At 70.8% G+C, this 15078-nt stretch carries 16 protein-coding genes; 3 read left to right on the top strand and 13 right to left on the bottom strand.

The window, feature by feature from the left end; genetic code table 11:
• Positions 1 to 5 precede the first annotated feature (5 nt).
• The 4 genes from AQJ84_RS24075 to AQJ84_RS24060 are packed head-to-tail and all read right to left on the bottom strand — an operon-like array spanning position 6 to position 4273.
• Positions 6 to 1169 carry a zinc-binding metallopeptidase family protein gene (locus tag AQJ84_RS24075; RefSeq protein ID WP_059198866.1) on the bottom strand — a complete coding sequence of 388 codons (1164 nt, stop codon included), beginning with the start codon at positions 1167 to 1169 and terminating at the stop codon, positions 6 to 8.
• Complete coding sequence (locus AQJ84_RS24070) at positions 1166 to 2377, bottom strand: Dabb family protein (RefSeq protein ID WP_030037945.1); 1212 nt, start codon at positions 2375 to 2377, stop codon at positions 1166 to 1168. Before AQJ84_RS24070 ends, AQJ84_RS24075 begins: the two co-directional genes overlap by 4 nt.
• A gap of 22 nt (positions 2378 to 2399) precedes the next feature.
• A complete protein-coding gene (locus tag AQJ84_RS24065; RefSeq protein WP_030037946.1) occupies positions 2400 to 2924 on the bottom strand; it encodes an aromatic-ring-hydroxylating dioxygenase subunit beta in 525 nt (174 codons plus the stop codon).
• Positions 2921 to 4273, bottom strand: a complete 1353-nt coding sequence (locus AQJ84_RS24060; protein ID WP_159042797.1) for an aromatic ring-hydroxylating oxygenase subunit alpha — start codon at positions 4271 to 4273, stop codon at positions 2921 to 2923. Before AQJ84_RS24060 ends, AQJ84_RS24065 begins: the two co-directional genes overlap by 4 nt.
• Before the next feature lie 204 nt (positions 4274 to 4477).
• Here AQJ84_RS24060 and fdxA point away from each other — a divergent pair, with 204 nt between their 5' ends.
• The 3 genes from fdxA (at position 4478) to AQJ84_RS24045 (ending at position 6778) form a co-directional block, all read left to right on the top strand.
• Entirely contained in the window at positions 4478 to 4792 is a 315-nt protein-coding gene (fdxA, locus tag AQJ84_RS24055; RefSeq protein WP_030037948.1) for a ferredoxin, read from the top strand.
• Complete coding sequence (locus AQJ84_RS24050; protein ID WP_051869500.1) at positions 4789 to 5787, top strand: NAD(P)/FAD-dependent oxidoreductase; 999 nt, start codon at positions 4789 to 4791, stop codon at positions 5785 to 5787. Before fdxA ends, AQJ84_RS24050 begins: the two co-directional genes overlap by 4 nt.
• A 196-nt stretch (positions 5788 to 5983) precedes the next feature.
• Entirely contained in the window at positions 5984 to 6778 is a 795-nt protein-coding gene (locus tag AQJ84_RS24045; protein ID WP_030037950.1) for an IclR family transcriptional regulator, read from the top strand.
• Positions 6779 to 7024: 246 nt separating this feature from the next.
• Here AQJ84_RS24045 and AQJ84_RS24040 read toward each other — a convergent pair whose 3' ends face one another.
• From AQJ84_RS24040 to AQJ84_RS24000, 9 genes are all read right to left on the bottom strand, one after another.
• Positions 7025 to 7381, bottom strand: coding sequence for a cupin domain-containing protein (locus tag AQJ84_RS24040; RefSeq protein WP_030037951.1), 357 nt, complete (start codon positions 7379 to 7381; stop codon positions 7025 to 7027).
• The gene (locus AQJ84_RS24035) at positions 7378 to 8151 is read right to left on the bottom strand and encodes an aldolase/citrate lyase family protein (RefSeq protein WP_053191037.1); all 774 of its coding nucleotides are present in this window, start codon (positions 8149 to 8151) and stop codon (positions 7378 to 7380) included. The genes AQJ84_RS24040 and AQJ84_RS24035 overlap by 4 nt, the downstream gene beginning before the upstream one ends.
• A gap of 27 nt (positions 8152 to 8178) precedes the next feature.
• A complete protein-coding gene (locus AQJ84_RS24030) occupies positions 8179 to 9342 on the bottom strand; it encodes an amidohydrolase family protein (RefSeq protein ID WP_157874946.1) in 1164 nt (387 codons plus the stop codon).
• 71 nt (positions 9343 to 9413) lie between these two features.
• The gene (locus AQJ84_RS24025) at positions 9414 to 10232 is read right to left on the bottom strand and encodes a fumarylacetoacetate hydrolase family protein (RefSeq protein ID WP_051869504.1); all 819 of its coding nucleotides are present in this window, start codon (positions 10230 to 10232) and stop codon (positions 9414 to 9416) included.
• Between the two features lie 159 nt (positions 10233 to 10391).
• Positions 10392 to 10787 (bottom strand): nuclear transport factor 2 family protein, encoded by a 396-nt coding sequence (locus tag AQJ84_RS24020; protein ID WP_053191034.1) that lies wholly within the window; start codon positions 10785 to 10787, stop codon positions 10392 to 10394.
• Positions 10772 to 11224, bottom strand: a complete 453-nt coding sequence (locus tag AQJ84_RS24015) for a VOC family protein (protein WP_037802045.1) — start codon at positions 11222 to 11224, stop codon at positions 10772 to 10774. The genes AQJ84_RS24020 and AQJ84_RS24015 overlap by 16 nt, the downstream gene beginning before the upstream one ends.
• A 205-nt stretch (positions 11225 to 11429) precedes the next feature.
• Positions 11430 to 12344 carry an ABC transporter permease gene (locus AQJ84_RS24010; RefSeq protein ID WP_030037958.1) on the bottom strand — a complete coding sequence of 305 codons (915 nt, stop codon included), beginning with the start codon at positions 12342 to 12344 and terminating at the stop codon, positions 11430 to 11432.
• Positions 12341 to 13522, bottom strand: coding sequence for an ABC transporter permease (locus AQJ84_RS24005; protein WP_063753035.1), 1182 nt, complete (start codon positions 13520 to 13522; stop codon positions 12341 to 12343). Before AQJ84_RS24005 ends, AQJ84_RS24010 begins: the two co-directional genes overlap by 4 nt.
• Positions 13519 to 15075: an ABC transporter ATP-binding protein gene (locus AQJ84_RS24000; RefSeq protein ID WP_030037960.1), complete on the bottom strand. Its 1557-nt coding sequence runs from the start codon at positions 15073 to 15075 to the stop codon at positions 13519 to 13521. Before AQJ84_RS24000 ends, AQJ84_RS24005 begins: the two co-directional genes overlap by 4 nt.
• Between the last annotated feature and the right edge of the window lie 3 nt (positions 15076 to 15078).

Below are 15078 nucleotides of genomic sequence, written 5' to 3'. Positions count from 1 at the left end.
CGGCGCTACGCCGGCAGGTCGCTCAACAGCCTGCGGTAGATGCCCGCGTAGGCCGTCAGCTGCGCCAGCGACAGTTCGTCGCGGCGCGGATCGTCGGCGGCCGGCCTCGCCTGCGGGCCGAGGCGCACGGTGTCGACGCCTCGGGCGCGCAGTGCGACGCCGTCGGTGGATCCCGTCCAGCCGGTGATCGGCGGGGGCTGCGCGCCGAACTGGTGGCGCCAGGCCGCCCGGGCGGTTGTCACCACCGGGGCGTGGGCCGACGTGGCCGCGGCTGTCGCGACCGGCTCGGCCTCCACGTCGACCGCGCAGTCCCGCAGCGCCGACTCCGCGCACCGCGCCCGCAGCCGGCCGGCCAGCTCGGCCGCCAGCGCGGCCGGCTCCACCCGGTCACCGGCGACGACGTACAGATCGATCCGCAGCTGGGCCGGCAGCAGATCCGGCTTGTCCGGCCATCCCCCGCTGATCGCGCCGATGCCGCACGCCCGCCCGGTCTGCCCCACCCGCGGGTCGGAGGCCAGGTAGTCCGTGCGCCAGCGGGCCAACTCCGCCAGCACGACGCCGGCCTGGGCGACCACTCCCCCGGTCGGCGTGGCGGACTCCGCCACCATCGCGGCCCCGGAACGACCGGTCACCCGGACGGTCAGGTAGAACGCGCCCGGCTCGTGCCACAGCAACGTGGGCGGACCGCACTTGGCCACGATCGCCGACCGCGGCAGCGGGTACGCGTCGGCATAGGCCTCCAGGCCGGTGACGTGGCTGGAGCGGCGGTGCGTTCCTGAGCCGGCGAGCAGCAGCCGCCCGGCTCCCGCCTCGGCGAAGGCGACCAGCGCGGCGGCCGCCGGGCCGCGGGCGACGCCGAGACCGAAGCCGGTCACCACGTCGTCGTCCACGGTGAGCGGACCGACCGGCGCGGGGTCGCCGGTGACGAGCCGGTTGGGCGCGTCACCGTCGTCAAGCGACGTGTCGAGGTGGGAGTACAGCAGCGGCCCGGCCCCGTGTGCGGCGATCAGACTGCCGCCCGCCGGGCCGTGCTCCAGCACCTCCCACTCGACCCGCGGCCACCGGTCCGCGCACCAAGCGCGCAACCGGTGGGCCGCCGCCCGCTCCCCGCCCCGCGGGGAAGGGGTCTCGTCGAGCAGGTGCAGGACGTCAAGCAGCTGCTGTCTCAAAAACGTCCCCAGTCGTCGGACGCCGGGCGCCACACGTCGATGTTGCGCGGGTCGGCCGGCATCCTGCGGGGCCGGTGCGTCTCGTGCTCCTCCGGCGTGAACACCCGATGCCGGTCGCACAGCTCGTAGCGCGGGCCGAAGCGCGTGTCGTGCATGTAGAACGCGATCGACGTCGACGCCGAGTGGTTGACGATGTCGGAGGCGATCGGCGCACCCTTGTACAGCGCGCGGGCGCGCATCCGCATGACGTGGTCGAGGCTCTTCATCGCGAAGCACAGGTGCGCGACGTAGTGCTCGGTGTTCTTCTGGATCGCGAGGCTGTGGTGGTAGCGGTCCTCGCCGCGGAGAAACGTGGTGGAGCCGACGACGTAGTCCGAGGGCAGGAACTTCAGGACCCTCTGGTAGAAGTCCAGCGACTCGTCGTACTTCACGGTGGCGATGAAGGGGTGCACGAGGTCCAGCGGCCGGATCTCGATGTGCGGCGGCTCGGCGTACTCCTGGAACTCGGTGAACAGCTCGACGATGAGGCCGTTGGGGTCCTTCACCGCGAAGCCGTTGTCGCACAGCGCCTGCTGCCGCTCCTGGAGGTCCAGAATCTCGAGGCCGGCGTCGGCGACGCTCTTGCGCAGCTGCTCGAGTACGTCCTCGCTCTCCACGCTGTAGCCGACGGCCGTCGTCCACCCGTCGGTACGCTCGGGCGCGTTGATCAGCTCGATCGCGTGGTGCTCGATGTCGGCACGCAGGTAGGCGTACTCGTCGGTGCGCTGCTCCAGTTGCAGCCCGACGTGGTACTGCAGGAAGTCGATCGCGGCCTGCATGTCCGGAACCTCGATCCGGGCGTACTCCATGCCGTACGGCCCGTGCGGGCGTGTGCTCACGGGGGATGTCCTTCCTGCAGCGAGCGACAGACGCTCGGTGTACTCGAACGAGGTGATGGCCTGCCGGTCGATGACCGGGCGCCAGCGGGTGCGCACGAAGCTCTCGTGGGACTCGCTGCCCAGATAGGCCAGCAGATCGTCCTGGCTGTCGAAGTCGACGGCCATGGTGTGGGTGAAGGTCTGGTCGCGGGTGGAGACGTTCTCGCCGAGGACGAAGCCGCGCATGGCGGGGTACCGGTCGGGGAACGTACGCAGCTCGGCCAGCACGGACTCGCGTGTGGCCTGGTCGACTCCGTCGGCGAAACGGAAGGACAGGGTGTGTCGGATCATCGGGGTCACCTTCCGCCGCCGACTAGAGGATGAAGCTGAGTCGGGCGCCCGCCGCGAGCGACTCGTGGCCGAGGACCGAGCGCCGCAGCCGGAAGCGGAGTCCGTCCTCGGCCGGCACCAGCAGGTGGTCGTACCACCCGACGTAGGCGTCGAAGCGCCCGTCGCGGGCGCGGTGCACCACGAAGGACGCCGCCACCCGGAAGGAGTCCTCCGTGTGCGCGGACAGCCGCACGTTGGACACCAGCCGGTGCGTGCGCGAGTGCGGGTTCTCGGCGTGCGCCTTGCGGGACTTCAGGCGTTTGACCCGCGCGTTCAGCAGGTCCCAGTCGTCGTCGACGAACGATCCGGTCTCGTGCGGGGACCAGCCGGGGCGGTGGTCGGTGGTCGGGATCTCGTAGCGGGCGCCGGGCTCGAAGAGGGCCAGCCAGCCGTCGTAGTCCCAGTGATCGAGGATGTCCGCCTCGGTGTAGAGGAAGTCCTCCACCTCCGGCCGGGTGACGGTGCGTCCCGCACACTGCACCGAGGCGCGGTTGCCGATCGTCGTCATCGCACGTCCCTCCCCGTCACGAAGGCCGCCGGTCGCTCGCCCTGGATCTGGAGGCCGTCGTCGAGCCCCGTGGCTTCCACCCATTGCCGCCAGAAGCCCCGCATCGCGCCCTCGTCGATCGATCTGCCCTGCACACCCTTGGCCTCGTCGGCCATGCCGCGGGACATGTCGCTGTAGTCCAGCTCGGGTGCGCCGGCGCCCGCCGTGGCCTGGATGCCGCGTTGGACCGCCTCGTACGCCTCGATGTCGTCCGGCGTGGCGAGGCCGCCCGGGCCGACGAAGCTGACGACCGTCTTCATGCGCAGGGCGCGCGTGTCCGGGTCCTCCTCGCGCGGGACCAGCTGCCAGGCACGCACATCGGTCTGGTCGGGCGCCACCGGCTCCAGCTGCCGGATGGACAGGCCCTCGATGTCGAACAGCAGCAGATTCGGGAACACGAACAGGATGTGGCTCTCGTCGGCCACGAACCGGGCGCGTTTCTCCCCCAGCCGCTGTGTCATCTCCGCTCGGTGCTGCTCGGTGCGCACTCGCTCGTCCTCGCCGAAGCGCGGCTCCCAGACCATGCTGATCCGCCCGCCGTGGCCGGTCAGGACCAGTAGCCCGTGGCCGTTGCCGAGGTTGTAGGCGTACTGGTCGTCGTCGGTGACGGCGTAGCCGCTCTCCCGCAGGTAGCCCACGAACGTGTTGTGCGTCGGCGCGAAGTGGTACCCGTCCATGGCGTTCTCGACGGCGAGTTTCCAGTTGCCGCGCACGCTGTAGAGCTGCGTGCCGGGCAGCGTGGTCATGCCGCCGAGGTGCTGCTCCTGGATCATGGTCATGTAGTCGGCCGCGTCGCCGAGGTAGTCGAGCAGCGGCGGCACGTCGGGGTCGAAGGAGACGAAGACGAATCCTTCGTGGATCTCCAGGCGCGGCACGCCGCGCAGCCCCATCGACTCCCGGAACTGGTCGCTCGACTCGTAGGCCCCGGCGTCGGGGATCGCGGCGACCTCGCCGTTGTTGCGGAACGTCCAGGCGTGGTAGAAGCACTGGAAGAGCCTGGTCGAGCCCTCACTCTCACGGCACAGCACGGTGCCGCGGTGCGGACAGGAATTCAGGAACGCGTGCACCTCGCCGGCGCTGTCCCGGCAGAAGATCAGTGGCCGACCGCCGAGGGTGCGGACCTTGAAGTCGTTGGGGTTGGGGATCTCGGTCTCGTGCCCGAGGTAGAGCCAGGTGTGCATCCACACCCAGCCGCGTTCCCGGGTGAAGACCTCCGCGCTGCGGTAGGCCTCTCGGTTGACCCGGAAGGTGAGCTGGTCCCAGTCCTCGATGATCATCGGTGCTGAGACGGTCCGGGGGTTGCTTCCCATGGGGAGTTTGCCTCTCACAAGTCCCGACCCGAGTGGCGTGCTGTGAGACGCCATCTCGTATGTCGCATTAGAGTCCCCCGCGCATCCGGCACTGTCAAGCATGTGCCCAACTGTTGACACCTCGGCCCGACGCGGCCATCATCGCATTCCACATTGAAATACACCGTCTCGCATGCTGTGCGACCGTGTGAAGGGCAAAAGCTCGTGCCGTACGTCATCACTCAGGCCTGCATCGACGTCATGGACAAGTCATGCATGGAGGAGTGCCCGGCCGACTGCATCTACGAGGGCGACCGGATGCTCTACATCCAGCCCGACGAATGTGTCGAGTGCGGGCGCTGCGAACCCGTCTGCCCGCAGATCTCGATCTTCCACCACGAGGACCTGCCGGAGGAGAGCAAGCACTTCGAGCGCGTCAACGCCGAGTTCTTCACCCTCGGAGCCCAGCCGCTCGGATCCCCCGGCGGGGCGCGCAAGGTCGGCCAGGTCGGCCACGACCACCCGGAGGTGGGCGCGTGACGGGCCTTCCGACCGCGGGCGTCGGCCCCGAGGTCTCCGTCGACCTGCTCGTCATCGGAGCGGGCCCCACGGGACTGTACGGCGCGTACTACGCCGGTTTCCGCGGCCTGAGCGTCGCGGTCGCCGACGCGCTGCCCGAGGTGGGCGGCCAGATCGCGGCGCTGTATCCCGAGAAGCTCATCTACGACGTGGCCGGCTTCCCCGCCGTGCGCGGTCAGGACCTGGTGGACCGGCTGGCCGAGCAGGCCGGGCGGTGGGAGCCCACCTACCTGCTCGGGCACGGGGTCGTCCGGCTGGACGACACGGGCGAGGGCATCCTCGCCGTCACCGACGCCGGCGCGCGGATCACCGCGCGCGCGGTCCTCGTCTGCGGCGGGATCGGCAACTTCATCCCCCGCGAACTGCCGGTGGGCTCCGAGTACCTGGGCCGGGGGCTGCGGTACTTCGTGCCGCGACTGGACGAGCTCTCCGGACAGGACGTCGTGGTGGTCGGCGGTGGGGACTCGGCACTGGACTGGGCGCTGTCGCTGGAGCCGATCGCCGCGTCGGTGACGCTGGTGCACCGGCGTACGCGGTTCCGGGCCCACGAACGCAGCGTCGAGCAGGTGCACGCATCCTCCGTGCGGGTCCTGACGCCCTACGAGGTCGAGAAGATCTCCGGTGACGGGTCGGTGTCGGAGGTGGCGGTCGCGAGCACGGACGGCGGCCGGATCGTTCTGCCCGCCCAATCCGTCGTCGCCGCACTCGGCTTCATCGCCGATCTCGGCCCGATCGAGCAGTGGGGACTGCGACTGCGCCGCCGGCGCATCCTGGTGGACCCCACGATGCGCACCAGCCGGGAGCGCGTCTTCGCGGCCGGCGACATCGCCGACTACGACGGCAAGGTCAGCCTCATCTCCATCGGCTTCGGCGAAGCGGCCCTGGCCGTCAACCACATCGCCGCCCTGCTCGACCCGGCATGCTCGATCACGCCGGGCCACTCCTCCGATGCATGACATATCCACACGGGGCGGCGCGGCGAACGGTGGCCCTTCCGCGGCCGCCGGCCGCGACCGCCCCGGTTCGCGGGCGATGAGCGCCTCGAAACGCTGCGCACCAGATTGCGCTCCCCCTTACCATTACTTCACTCGATACGGCGTTTCATTTAATGTCTTACTTTGACGAGCACGGACGAACAGGAGCGAGGATTTCATGCCCACGAAGGCGGAGCGCGGAACCGGCGAGCAGGATGGCCAGGAGAGGACCGCACCGACCATTCAGACGGTGCAGCGTGCGGCGCTGATCCTCGGCTCGTTCACGGTCGGCAAGCCCCACATGAGCCTCAACGAGATCACCGCGCGACTCGGGGCGAGCAAGGCGACAGCGCACCGCTACACGAAGGCGCTGCGGGCAGCGAACCTGCTGCGGTACGACGAGCGCACCTCGCTGTACTCCCTCGGCCCCCAGGTGCTCACACTCGCCACGGCCGCGCGTGCCGGCCTGCCGATCGTCGCCGCCGCCGAGCCCTACATGGAGGACCTGGTCAGGCGCATCGACGAGACGATCGTCCTGTCGGTCTGGGACGGCGAGTCGGCGACCGTGGTGCGCTCGGTGGACAACACCGATCACATGGTGCGCATCAGCGTCCGGGTCGGCTCGCGCCTGAGCCTCACGTCCTCGGCGCAGGGTCGCGTCTTCCTCGCGTTCCTGCCCCCGGAGCAGGTACCCACGCTGCCCCGCTCGGTCCGCAAGTCGGAGCTCACCGAGGAGCTGGATGCCATCCGGCAGCACGGTCTGTCGGTCAACTCCCCCATCGTCAACGGCGTCCGTACCGTCGCGGCGCCGATCTTCGAGGGCGACAAGATCAGCGGCACGCTCGCGATCGTCGGCACGACGGCGACCGTCTCCGACGACGTCAAGTCAGAGATGGCCCAGGCCCTGCTGGAGACTGCCCGCGCGTTGTCGCAGCGGCTGGGCACCTCCGACGACGGAGCCAACGGCAGCTGACTCCGCCGCAGCGACACGGGACGGCTCACCGCGCGAAGCGGTGGGCCGTCTGTCGTGACGCCCACCCGAGGGACGGCCGGGTGGCTGGACGGCGGCCCGTCCTGACTCCCTTGGCGGGCGATCCCGCCGACATCCTTGCGTCTTCATGATCTGACGTCGGGCCACCGTCACGGACGGCGGGGCACGCGCCCGCACGCGGGTCCGCCCCCCGCGGTGTACCCGTGGGGGGCGGACCCGTATATCGGGTCAGGGCAGCAGGTCGGCCCGGGGCGGGACGAAGAAGTCGATGTTCACGCAGGGGGTCTCGGTCGGCTCCACGTAGTGTTCGCTGCCGCGGGGAACCAGCAGGAAGGATCCGGCACGCATGTCGTGCGCGACACCGTCCACGTAGTAGTTGGCACGCCCCTCGGCGATATGGACCAGTTGGTCGAAGTCCTCGTGCCGGTGCGGGTTGAGCGTCATGCCGACCTCGAGCTCGTGGTGGCAGATCATCACCTCGTCCGTCGCGTAGACGCGACGCCGGACCCCCGGCCTGACCTGGGTGACCGGCAGTTCGTCCCAGTGGACGACGGTGCCGAACAGCGCTGCGTTGCGGGTGCTCACGGTGTTTCCTCTCCGGCGGCCGCTCGCAGGCCGGCCGCCAACATCTGCAGATCCGAACCGACGACCAGGTAGTCGGCGTCACTCAGGCCCAGGTCGGCCGCTGCACTGCGGGCCGGCACCCAACCACCGAACGCCACCCCCGCGGAGCGGGCGGCGTCGCGCACCCGGTCCACCGCGGCGCGCAGGACCCTCGGGTCCGCCGGCAGGCCCAGGTCGACCGCGAGGTCGGTGCTGCCGACGAAGCACACGTCGAGAGCGGCGACCAGATCCGGCAGCGGATCCGTCCGCGCCGTCTCGATCTGGCCGACCAGCACCGGCGGGTCGTCCTGCTCGGCGCGCAGGAAGCCGGCCAGCGGGATCGCACCGAACCGGGCGGCCCGGTTGGCCAGGCTCACCGACCGGCGACCGGCCGGCGCGAACCGGGCCGCGGCCACGAGTGCCTCGGCCTGGGCTAGGCGGGTGAGCATGGACAGCTGGATTCCCGCCGCTCCGGCCTCCAGCAGCCGGTTGACGGCGGCGGCGTCCACCTCGGGCACGCGGACCAGGGCCGGCAGTCCGCACGCGTCCGCGTGGCGCACCAGGTCGACGGCACGCTGCTCGGTGAGGGTGGAGTGTTCGAGGTCGACGACCACGAACGCGAACCCGGCCGCGGCCGCCAGTTCCACCACGTCGGGCGACGCCAGCTTGACGAACGTACCGACGGCGGGTCCCCCCGCCGTCAGGGCCGCGCGCAGCCGGCGCCGCAGCAGATGGACGTCACCTGCGGTCATCGGATCCTTCTCTCACGGTGGGGGGTGTCAGGCCGACTGCAGACCCCGCCACGGCACGATGTCGACCTCGGCGCCACCGTGCAGCACCACGGTCGGCTCCAGGCGCGGGGCGACGATCGTGTTGCCCGCGGCGTCGGGCAGGGTGACCTCGTCGGTCTCGGTGACGACCGTGACGTCCGCCCTCCCTCCGACCTCCAGGCGCCCGTAGCCCTCGGCATCGAGTCCGAGCAGCCGGGCCGGCGCGACGGTGGCCCGCCTGACGCACTCCTCGAGCGGCGCGCCGAGCGCGACCAGCTTGGAGATGCTGGTGAGCAGGTCGAACACCGGACCGCGCCAGTTGCGCGCACTCGTGTCGGAGCTGAGGATGTCGGGCAGGAACCCGTCGGCGATGGCCCGGCGGGCCACCTCGAAGCTGAGGTTGCTCTTGCCGTGGGCGGAGTCGAACAGCACCCCGCGCTCGCGGGCCGCGGTGACGGCCGGCTGCACGCGGTCGCCGTCGAGAATGCCGTGCGGCTTTCCGGTGTAGCAGTGCGCCACGATGTCGCCCGGTCGCAGGTAGTCGAGAACGACGGGCAGCGGCTCCGCGGTCTCGCCGATGTGCAGCATCAGCGGGAGGCCGGCCTGTTCGGCCAGCGCCACGGACTTCTTCAGCAACGGCTCCCAGTTCTCGCCGACGACGTCCTCGGAGAGCCGGATCTTGAAGCCGCGCACGATGTCGGGATGGGCTTCGGCGGTCGCGAGCGCGTCCTCGGGGACCAGGGTGTCGGGGTTCAGCAGCTCGCCGAACCTGAAGTCGATCAGGCCGAGCACCGAGACGTTGAGGAAGTTGACGATGCGCAGCGGGTTCGCCTCGACCACCAGCTTGCGGAAGGCCGCGAACGTCGAGGCGCCGGCCGTGCCGGCATCCGCCGCCGCGACCACACCGCGGCGCAGATGGGCCTCCTCGGCCGGGGCGCCGACGGCGGAGACATACTGGAAGATGTGGGTGTGGCCCTCGACCAGGCCCGGCAGCACGGTGGAACCGGTGACGTCGATCGTGCGCGACGCGTTCGCTGCCAGCCCCTCCCCGATCGCGGCGATTCGGTCACCGGTGACCGCCACGTCGAGCCGGGCGTTGGTGCCCGACGCCGGGTCGATGACGGTTCCGCCGGCCAGGACGAGGTCGTAGGGCGACTCGGACGATATGGACATCGGTATGGCTCCCAGGGTGAAGGGCGGTCGGCTGACCGGTTCGGTGAACGGGGTGGTCGCGCGGTGTGGCGTCACGCGGGACGCACCACGCGGGTGACGAGAGGCAGCACGCCGTCCACCTCGACGCGGACCTCGTCGCCGTCGGCGAGGAAGCACGCGCGGTCCTGGCCGGTGCCGGCCGGGGTTCCGGTGAGGACGACGTCGCCGGGTTCGAGCGCGGTGAACCACGACAGCCTGCTGAGCAGCTCGGGGATCGGGAAGATCATCCCGGCGCTCGTGTCGTCCTGCAGGAGTTCGCCGTTGACCCGGGTCCGTACGCGGATCGCGTCACGGTCGGCGAGCTCGTCGGGTGTGCGGATCGACGCGCCGAGGGGCGTGAACCCCGGATAGCTCTTGGCGAGGGCGGGCGCGGCCGTGGCGCGCATGACGTCACGTGCCGTCATGTCGTTGGCGGCGGTGATGCCTGCGACGGCCGGCCACACCTGCGCCTCGGACGCCTGGTAGAGCCGGTGCCCGACGACGACCGCGATCTCCCCCTCGTAGTCGGGTTCGGTCACGGACTGCGGGATCACCACCGGCGCACCGGGTGCCAACACGCCGGATGACGCGGCCAGGTACAGGATGGGCTGCTCGGGCAGTCCCCGGCCGGTTCGGGCGGCCTTCGAGACGTAGTTGAGGCCCACGCCCCACACCGCGCCGGGACGGCCCAGGGGCGCCGTGAGCGTGGTCTCGTCGAACGGGACTCGCTCGCGCACCGCGCAGGACGCGAGGCCCCGCAGTGAGTGCTCCTGCGCGAGGACCGCGCCGACGTGCGGAAAAGCCGTGTCCAGCAGGGCGATGGTCCCGCCCTCGATCCGGCCCAGGCCGGCCTGTGTCGTTACCACTTGCATGACGGCATCTTTCAGTGCGAGACGACATCATGTCAAGCAATGCGAGACGGCATCATGCACAGTGATACGAACTCCGGGAGGGGGCATACGTCGACACCCCGTCCGCGCAAGGGCGGACGGGGTGTCGGGGAGGCCGGCTCCGGGCAGCGGGGCGGGGCGTCAGGCGAGCTGCCGCTGTACCTCGCCGCTGTCCCAGTAGTCTGTGCGGCGCGTGATGAGGCCGTGGGCGACGGTGAACACGAAGACCCCGCGCACCCGTACGGGGCGGTCGCCCGCCGAGCGCATCCGGAACGTCATGACGTACGGCACCGCGGCCGACTCACCGTCGACGAGGAAGCGCTCGGGCAGGTAGTGCAGGTCCCCGAAGTCCTCCAGGAACCCGGTCAGCGCCGCGCGGTACTCGGCGCGGCCACTGCGGCTGCGTCCCAGCGACGAGGTGTGTTCGTTGACGAAGTCCTCGGCCACGCAGGCGGCCACGGCGTCGGCGTCGTGCGCGTTCAACGCGGCGAGGTACGCCTCGACCGCCGCGCGGGTGTCCTTCAGCGCGTCCCCCACTTCTTGCGGACCGAGTCGAACACGCGCTGGTCGTGGGAGATCTCGACGACGTTGCCGTCGGGATCCTTCAGGGCGCAGATGTAGCCGATGGGATCGGGCATCTGTCGGGGCTCCCAGTGCAGGCAGCCCAGCTCGCGCGCCTGGTCCGCGAGCGCGTCGACGTCCTCGCGTGCCGGCACCTCGATGCCGATGTGTGCGAACGGGTGCAGCAGGCCCAGCTGGGCGCCCTTGTCCTTGTTGAACGACACCAGGACGAGTACGAACGGCGTCTCGGCCTGCTGGTCGTTGGAGAGCCAGACGCTCTCGCCGTCGGCGTCCTTGAACCGTTCGACCACGACCAGCGGGGTCAGGGTGGTGTAGAACGCGATCGCCTTGTCGAGATCGCCGGTCGGCAGCGCGAGGTGAGTCCAGCGGGCCGAGGTGAGACCGGTGGCCACGGTACCTCCATCATGAGTGGGTGGGATTTCTTCGAGCCTAGGTGTGCACGCGTCCGCGGGTCGATGTGCTGCGGACACAACGCGTACGCCGGGGACACCGGCCCCGCGCGACCGCGGTGCCGCGCCGCCGGTGGGTCCGGGGACGCGCGCCCACGGCGGATACCGGCCTCGCGCGTCGGTGGTCGCGCCCGCCGGGTCCCGGCCGTCACGTCGACCCGCGCTGGAAGGGCCGGCCGAGCGCGGCGGGTTCTCGGTGCTGGGTGGTGAACAGCAGCATGGCGAGGAGCGCGAGCAGATACGGCGCGGCGACGAGCAGCTGGGCGTTGAGGGTGACACCGAGCGCGGGGAGCGCCAGGCGCATCGCGTCTGACAGGCCGAACACCAGGCAGCCGAGCAGGGTCCGGCCGAGCCGCCACGCCCCGAAGATCACCGCGGCGATGACGATGTATCCGCGCCCGGCGGTCATGTTCTGGTTGAACGATCCGACCTCGCCGACCGCGAGGTAGGCGCCGCCGAGACCGGCCAGTGCCCCGCACCACAGCAGGGCCTGTCGGCGCCGCGCGTTCACCTTGATGCCGGTGACGTCGGCGGCCTGGGGGTTCTCCCCCACCGCCCGCAGCTCCAGGCCCCAGCGGCTGCGCTCCACCAGCCACCAGGTGAGCGGCACCAAGAGGATCAGCAGGTACGCGGGCCAGCGTTCGGAGAACAACGGCTTGCCGATGAGTGGGATGTCCTGCAGCAGCGGGATCGACAGCACTCCGACCTGGTGCGAGGCGAACTGGTCCGTCGTGATCAGGTAGCTCGTGAGCCCGAGCACCAGCGAGTTCAGCACGAGTCCGACGACGAAGGTGTTGATCTGCGCCCGGTGGGAGAGGTTGCCGTGCACGAAGCCGAGGACCAGGCCGGTCAGGACGCCGGCCACCAGGCCCACGGTGGCGCTGCCGGTCGCGCTGGCGGTGGCGACCGAGGTGAACGCGGCGCCGAGCATCATCGCCTCGACGGAGATGTTCATCGCGCCGGCCCGCTCGGCCAGGTACTCGCCGCAGGCGGCGAAGGCCAGCGGAACGGTCAGCCGGACCCCGCTCGCGAGAATGGTCGTGGTGCTGTCGAGAACGCTCATGCGGCTGCCTTCGTCTCGGTCGGGACAACGGACACGGCGGGCGCGGTCGACGGCATGGCACCGCGGCGCCCGCGGAAGAGGTCGACGAGGACGGGCGGCGCGACGAACGCGAGGACGAGCAACGCCTTCACGATGTCGACGAGGTAGGACGGCACGCCGGTGGCCGAGAGGAAGTCGCCGCCCGCACGCAGCACGGCGAACACGAACGCCACGGGGATCGCCACCAGCGGCCGGTTCCGCGCGACGAGCGCGACGAGCAGGCCGTCCCAGCCGACGTTGTCCGAGAGCCCGGCCTGCAGCCGGTTGGTGCTGACCGGGCTGGCCAGCAGCAGCCCTCCCGCCAGCCCCGCGAACGCACCTGACAGCGCCAGGGTGAACCCGCCGAGCGCGCCCACCCGGACACCGGCGTGCTTGGCCGTCAGCGGGTTCAGTCCGACCATGCGCACCCGGAAGCCCCACCGGCTGCGGCTCAGGACGAGGGCCACGCCGACCGCGGCGACGAGCGCGATGAACAGGCCCGTGTTCAGCTGCAGAGACGGATACTGGCCGAAGCCGGCCAGCTGGGCGTTCACCGGCAGGGGGTTGGACTGGGCGTCGGCGATGCCCGAGGAGCCCTGCGTGCTCTCCTGCAGGCCCCACGGAGTGCTGACCGCGAACGTGACGAGCTGGATGGCGAGGAACGTCATCAGCAGAGTGCTCACCGGCACGTTGACACCGCGGAAGCGGAGCATCAGAGCACTGAGCGCGGCCCAGGCACCGCCGCCGACCGCGGCGGCGATCAGCACCACGACGATCAGCATCGGGCCGGGCATCGCCAGCCGCAGCCCGACCCAGGCTCCGGCCAGGCCCCCGACGAGCACCTGCCCCTCCTGGCCGATGTTGAAGGTGCCGGCCGACGAGCAGATGCACGCGCCGACCGCGACCAGCAGCAAGGGCGCCACGTTCAGCAGCGTCGTCGTCCATCCGGTGGTGTTGGCCAGGGACCCGGTCCAGATCGCGGACAGCGAGGCGCTCGGCGAGGCACCGGTCAGCATGAGCAGCAGCGCGGATGCGCCAAGGGAGACGGCGACGAGCACGACGGTGAGGCCGGCTGTCATCCGACTGTCGCTCCCGGGTCGGAGCCGGTCGAGGAGGCGGCGGCCCAGCTCGTCCGGGGCCGACAGCGAGGCGGCACTCATGCGGCCTCACCGCCGACCAGCATGCCGAGGCGCTCGGAGGTCGCCTCCGAGACGGGCAGGACTCCGGTGATCCGCCCGGAGGAGATCACCGCGATCCAGGTTGCAAGCGCCATGACTTCCTCGAATTCGGTGGAGATGAGCAGCACTCCGACGCCTTCGGCGGCCGCCTTGCGCAGCCGGGAGTACATGTCCTCGATGGCACCGACATCAAGCCCGTGGGTGGGCTGTGCCGCCACGAGGACGCGGGTGTCACCGGACAGTTCCCGGGCGAGTACGACCCGCTGCTGGTTGCCGCCGGACAGGCTGCGCACCGGCGCGTCCAGCGACGACGTGACGATGTTGAACTCGTCCGCGAGGCGACGGGCCTCGGCGCGCATGACGCCCCGCCGAAGCAGGAACCGGCCGCTGACCTTGTCGAGCGACTTCATGGTCAGGTTCTCGGCGACGCTCATGTCGAGGACGACGCCACTGTGGTGCCGGTCCTCGGGCACGATGCCGAGACCGGCCTTGGCGAGGGCGCCGGGCCGGGTCACGTCGACCGTGCTCCCGGCGACCTCGACGGTGCCGGCGGTCGGCGGGAGAAGCCCGGCGAGGATCTCGCCGAGCGTCGCCTGCCCGTTGCCCTCGACGCCGTAGAGGGCGACGATCTCGCCCGCGCCCACGGTCAGATCGACGTCTTCGAGGACCCTGACGCCCCCTTGTTCGACCGTGAGGCCGGCCAGGCGCAGGACGGGCTGCTGCCGGTCGCGGTCGCCTGCCTGGCCGGTGCGCGCCTTCTGCACCGGCAGCAGACCGAGGGCGGCACCCTCCTCCCCCAGCGACACGTCACGGCCCACCATCTGCTGGGCGAGCAGCTGGGGAGTGGTCTCGGCGGTGGCCGCCCGGAAGGCGACCCGGCCCTTGCGCAGGACCGTCACCCGGTCCGTGGCCTGGGCGATCTCGGCGAGCTTGTGGCTGATGAGGATGACAGCGCGCCCCTCCTCCTGCACCACCCGGCCGAGCACGCCGAACAACTCCTGCGACTCGGCCTGGGTCAGCACCGAGGTGGGCTCGTCCAGGATCAGGATCTGAGGGTCGCGCCGCAGGCATTTCACCACCTCGACCCGCTGCCGCTCGCCGGCCGAGAGCGACCCGACCTGCGCCTCGGGGTCGATCGGCAGTCCGTAGCGCGCGCAGACCTCGGCGATGTCGCTGCAGATGGCCTGCTTGTTGACCTTGCCGGTGTCGCCGAGCGCCACGTTCTCCCACACGGTCAGCCCGTTGATGAGGCTGAAATGCTGGTGCACCATGCCGATGCCCAGCTCTGCCGCTTCCTGCGGGCTGTCCAGCGCGACGCTTTCACCGCGCACCAGGACGGTGCCGGTGTCTCGCCGGACCAGCCCGAGCAGGACCTTCATGAGGCTGGACTTGCCCGCCCCGTTCTCGCCCAGGAGTCCGTGGATCTCGCCGGCGTCGACCCTGAGGTCTACGGCGTCGCAGGCCGTGACGGTTCCGTAGGACTTTGTGATGCCGCGCAGCTCGAGTATCGGAACCGCTGAGGTCGTCGGTGTCATCGC

It is taken from the genome of Streptomyces resistomycificus (genome assembly GCF_001514265.1).
GTDB lineage: Bacteria > Actinomycetota > Actinomycetes > Streptomycetales > Streptomycetaceae > Streptomyces > Streptomyces resistomycificus.
Note: the sequence above shows the minus strand (reverse complement) of the source record. Positions and strands in the feature narration are given on the sequence as shown.

Coding starts and splice junctions, on each gene's coding strand:
- AQJ84_RS24070 (WP_030037945.1), bottom strand. CDS start 2,377: ATGATCCGACACACCCTGTCCTTCCGTTTCGCCGACGGAGTCGACCAG.
- AQJ84_RS24065 (WP_030037946.1), bottom strand. CDS start 2,924: ATGACGACGATCGGCAACCGCGCCTCGGTGCAGTGTGCGGGACGCACC.
- AQJ84_RS24060 (WP_159042797.1), bottom strand. CDS start 4,273: ATGGGAAGCAACCCCCGGACCGTCTCAGCACCGATGATCATCGAGGAC.
- AQJ84_RS24045 (WP_030037950.1), top strand. CDS start 5,984: ATGCCCACGAAGGCGGAGCGCGGAACCGGCGAGCAGGATGGCCAGGAG.
- AQJ84_RS24035 (WP_053191037.1), bottom strand. CDS start 8,151: ATGACCGCAGGTGACGTCCATCTGCTGCGGCGCCGGCTGCGCGCGGCC.
- AQJ84_RS24030 (WP_157874946.1), bottom strand. CDS start 9,342: ATGTCCATATCGTCCGAGTCGCCCTACGACCTCGTCCTGGCCGGCGGA.
- AQJ84_RS24025 (WP_051869504.1), bottom strand. CDS start 10,232: ATGCAAGTGGTAACGACACAGGCCGGCCTGGGCCGGATCGAGGGCGGG.
- AQJ84_RS24010 (WP_030037958.1), bottom strand. CDS start 12,344: ATGAGCGTTCTCGACAGCACCACGACCATTCTCGCGAGCGGGGTCCGG.
- AQJ84_RS24005 (WP_063753035.1), bottom strand. CDS start 13,522: ATGAGTGCCGCCTCGCTGTCGGCCCCGGACGAGCTGGGCCGCCGCCTC.
- AQJ84_RS24000 (WP_030037960.1), bottom strand. CDS start 15,075: ATGACACCGACGACCTCAGCGGTTCCGATACTCGAGCTGCGCGGCATC.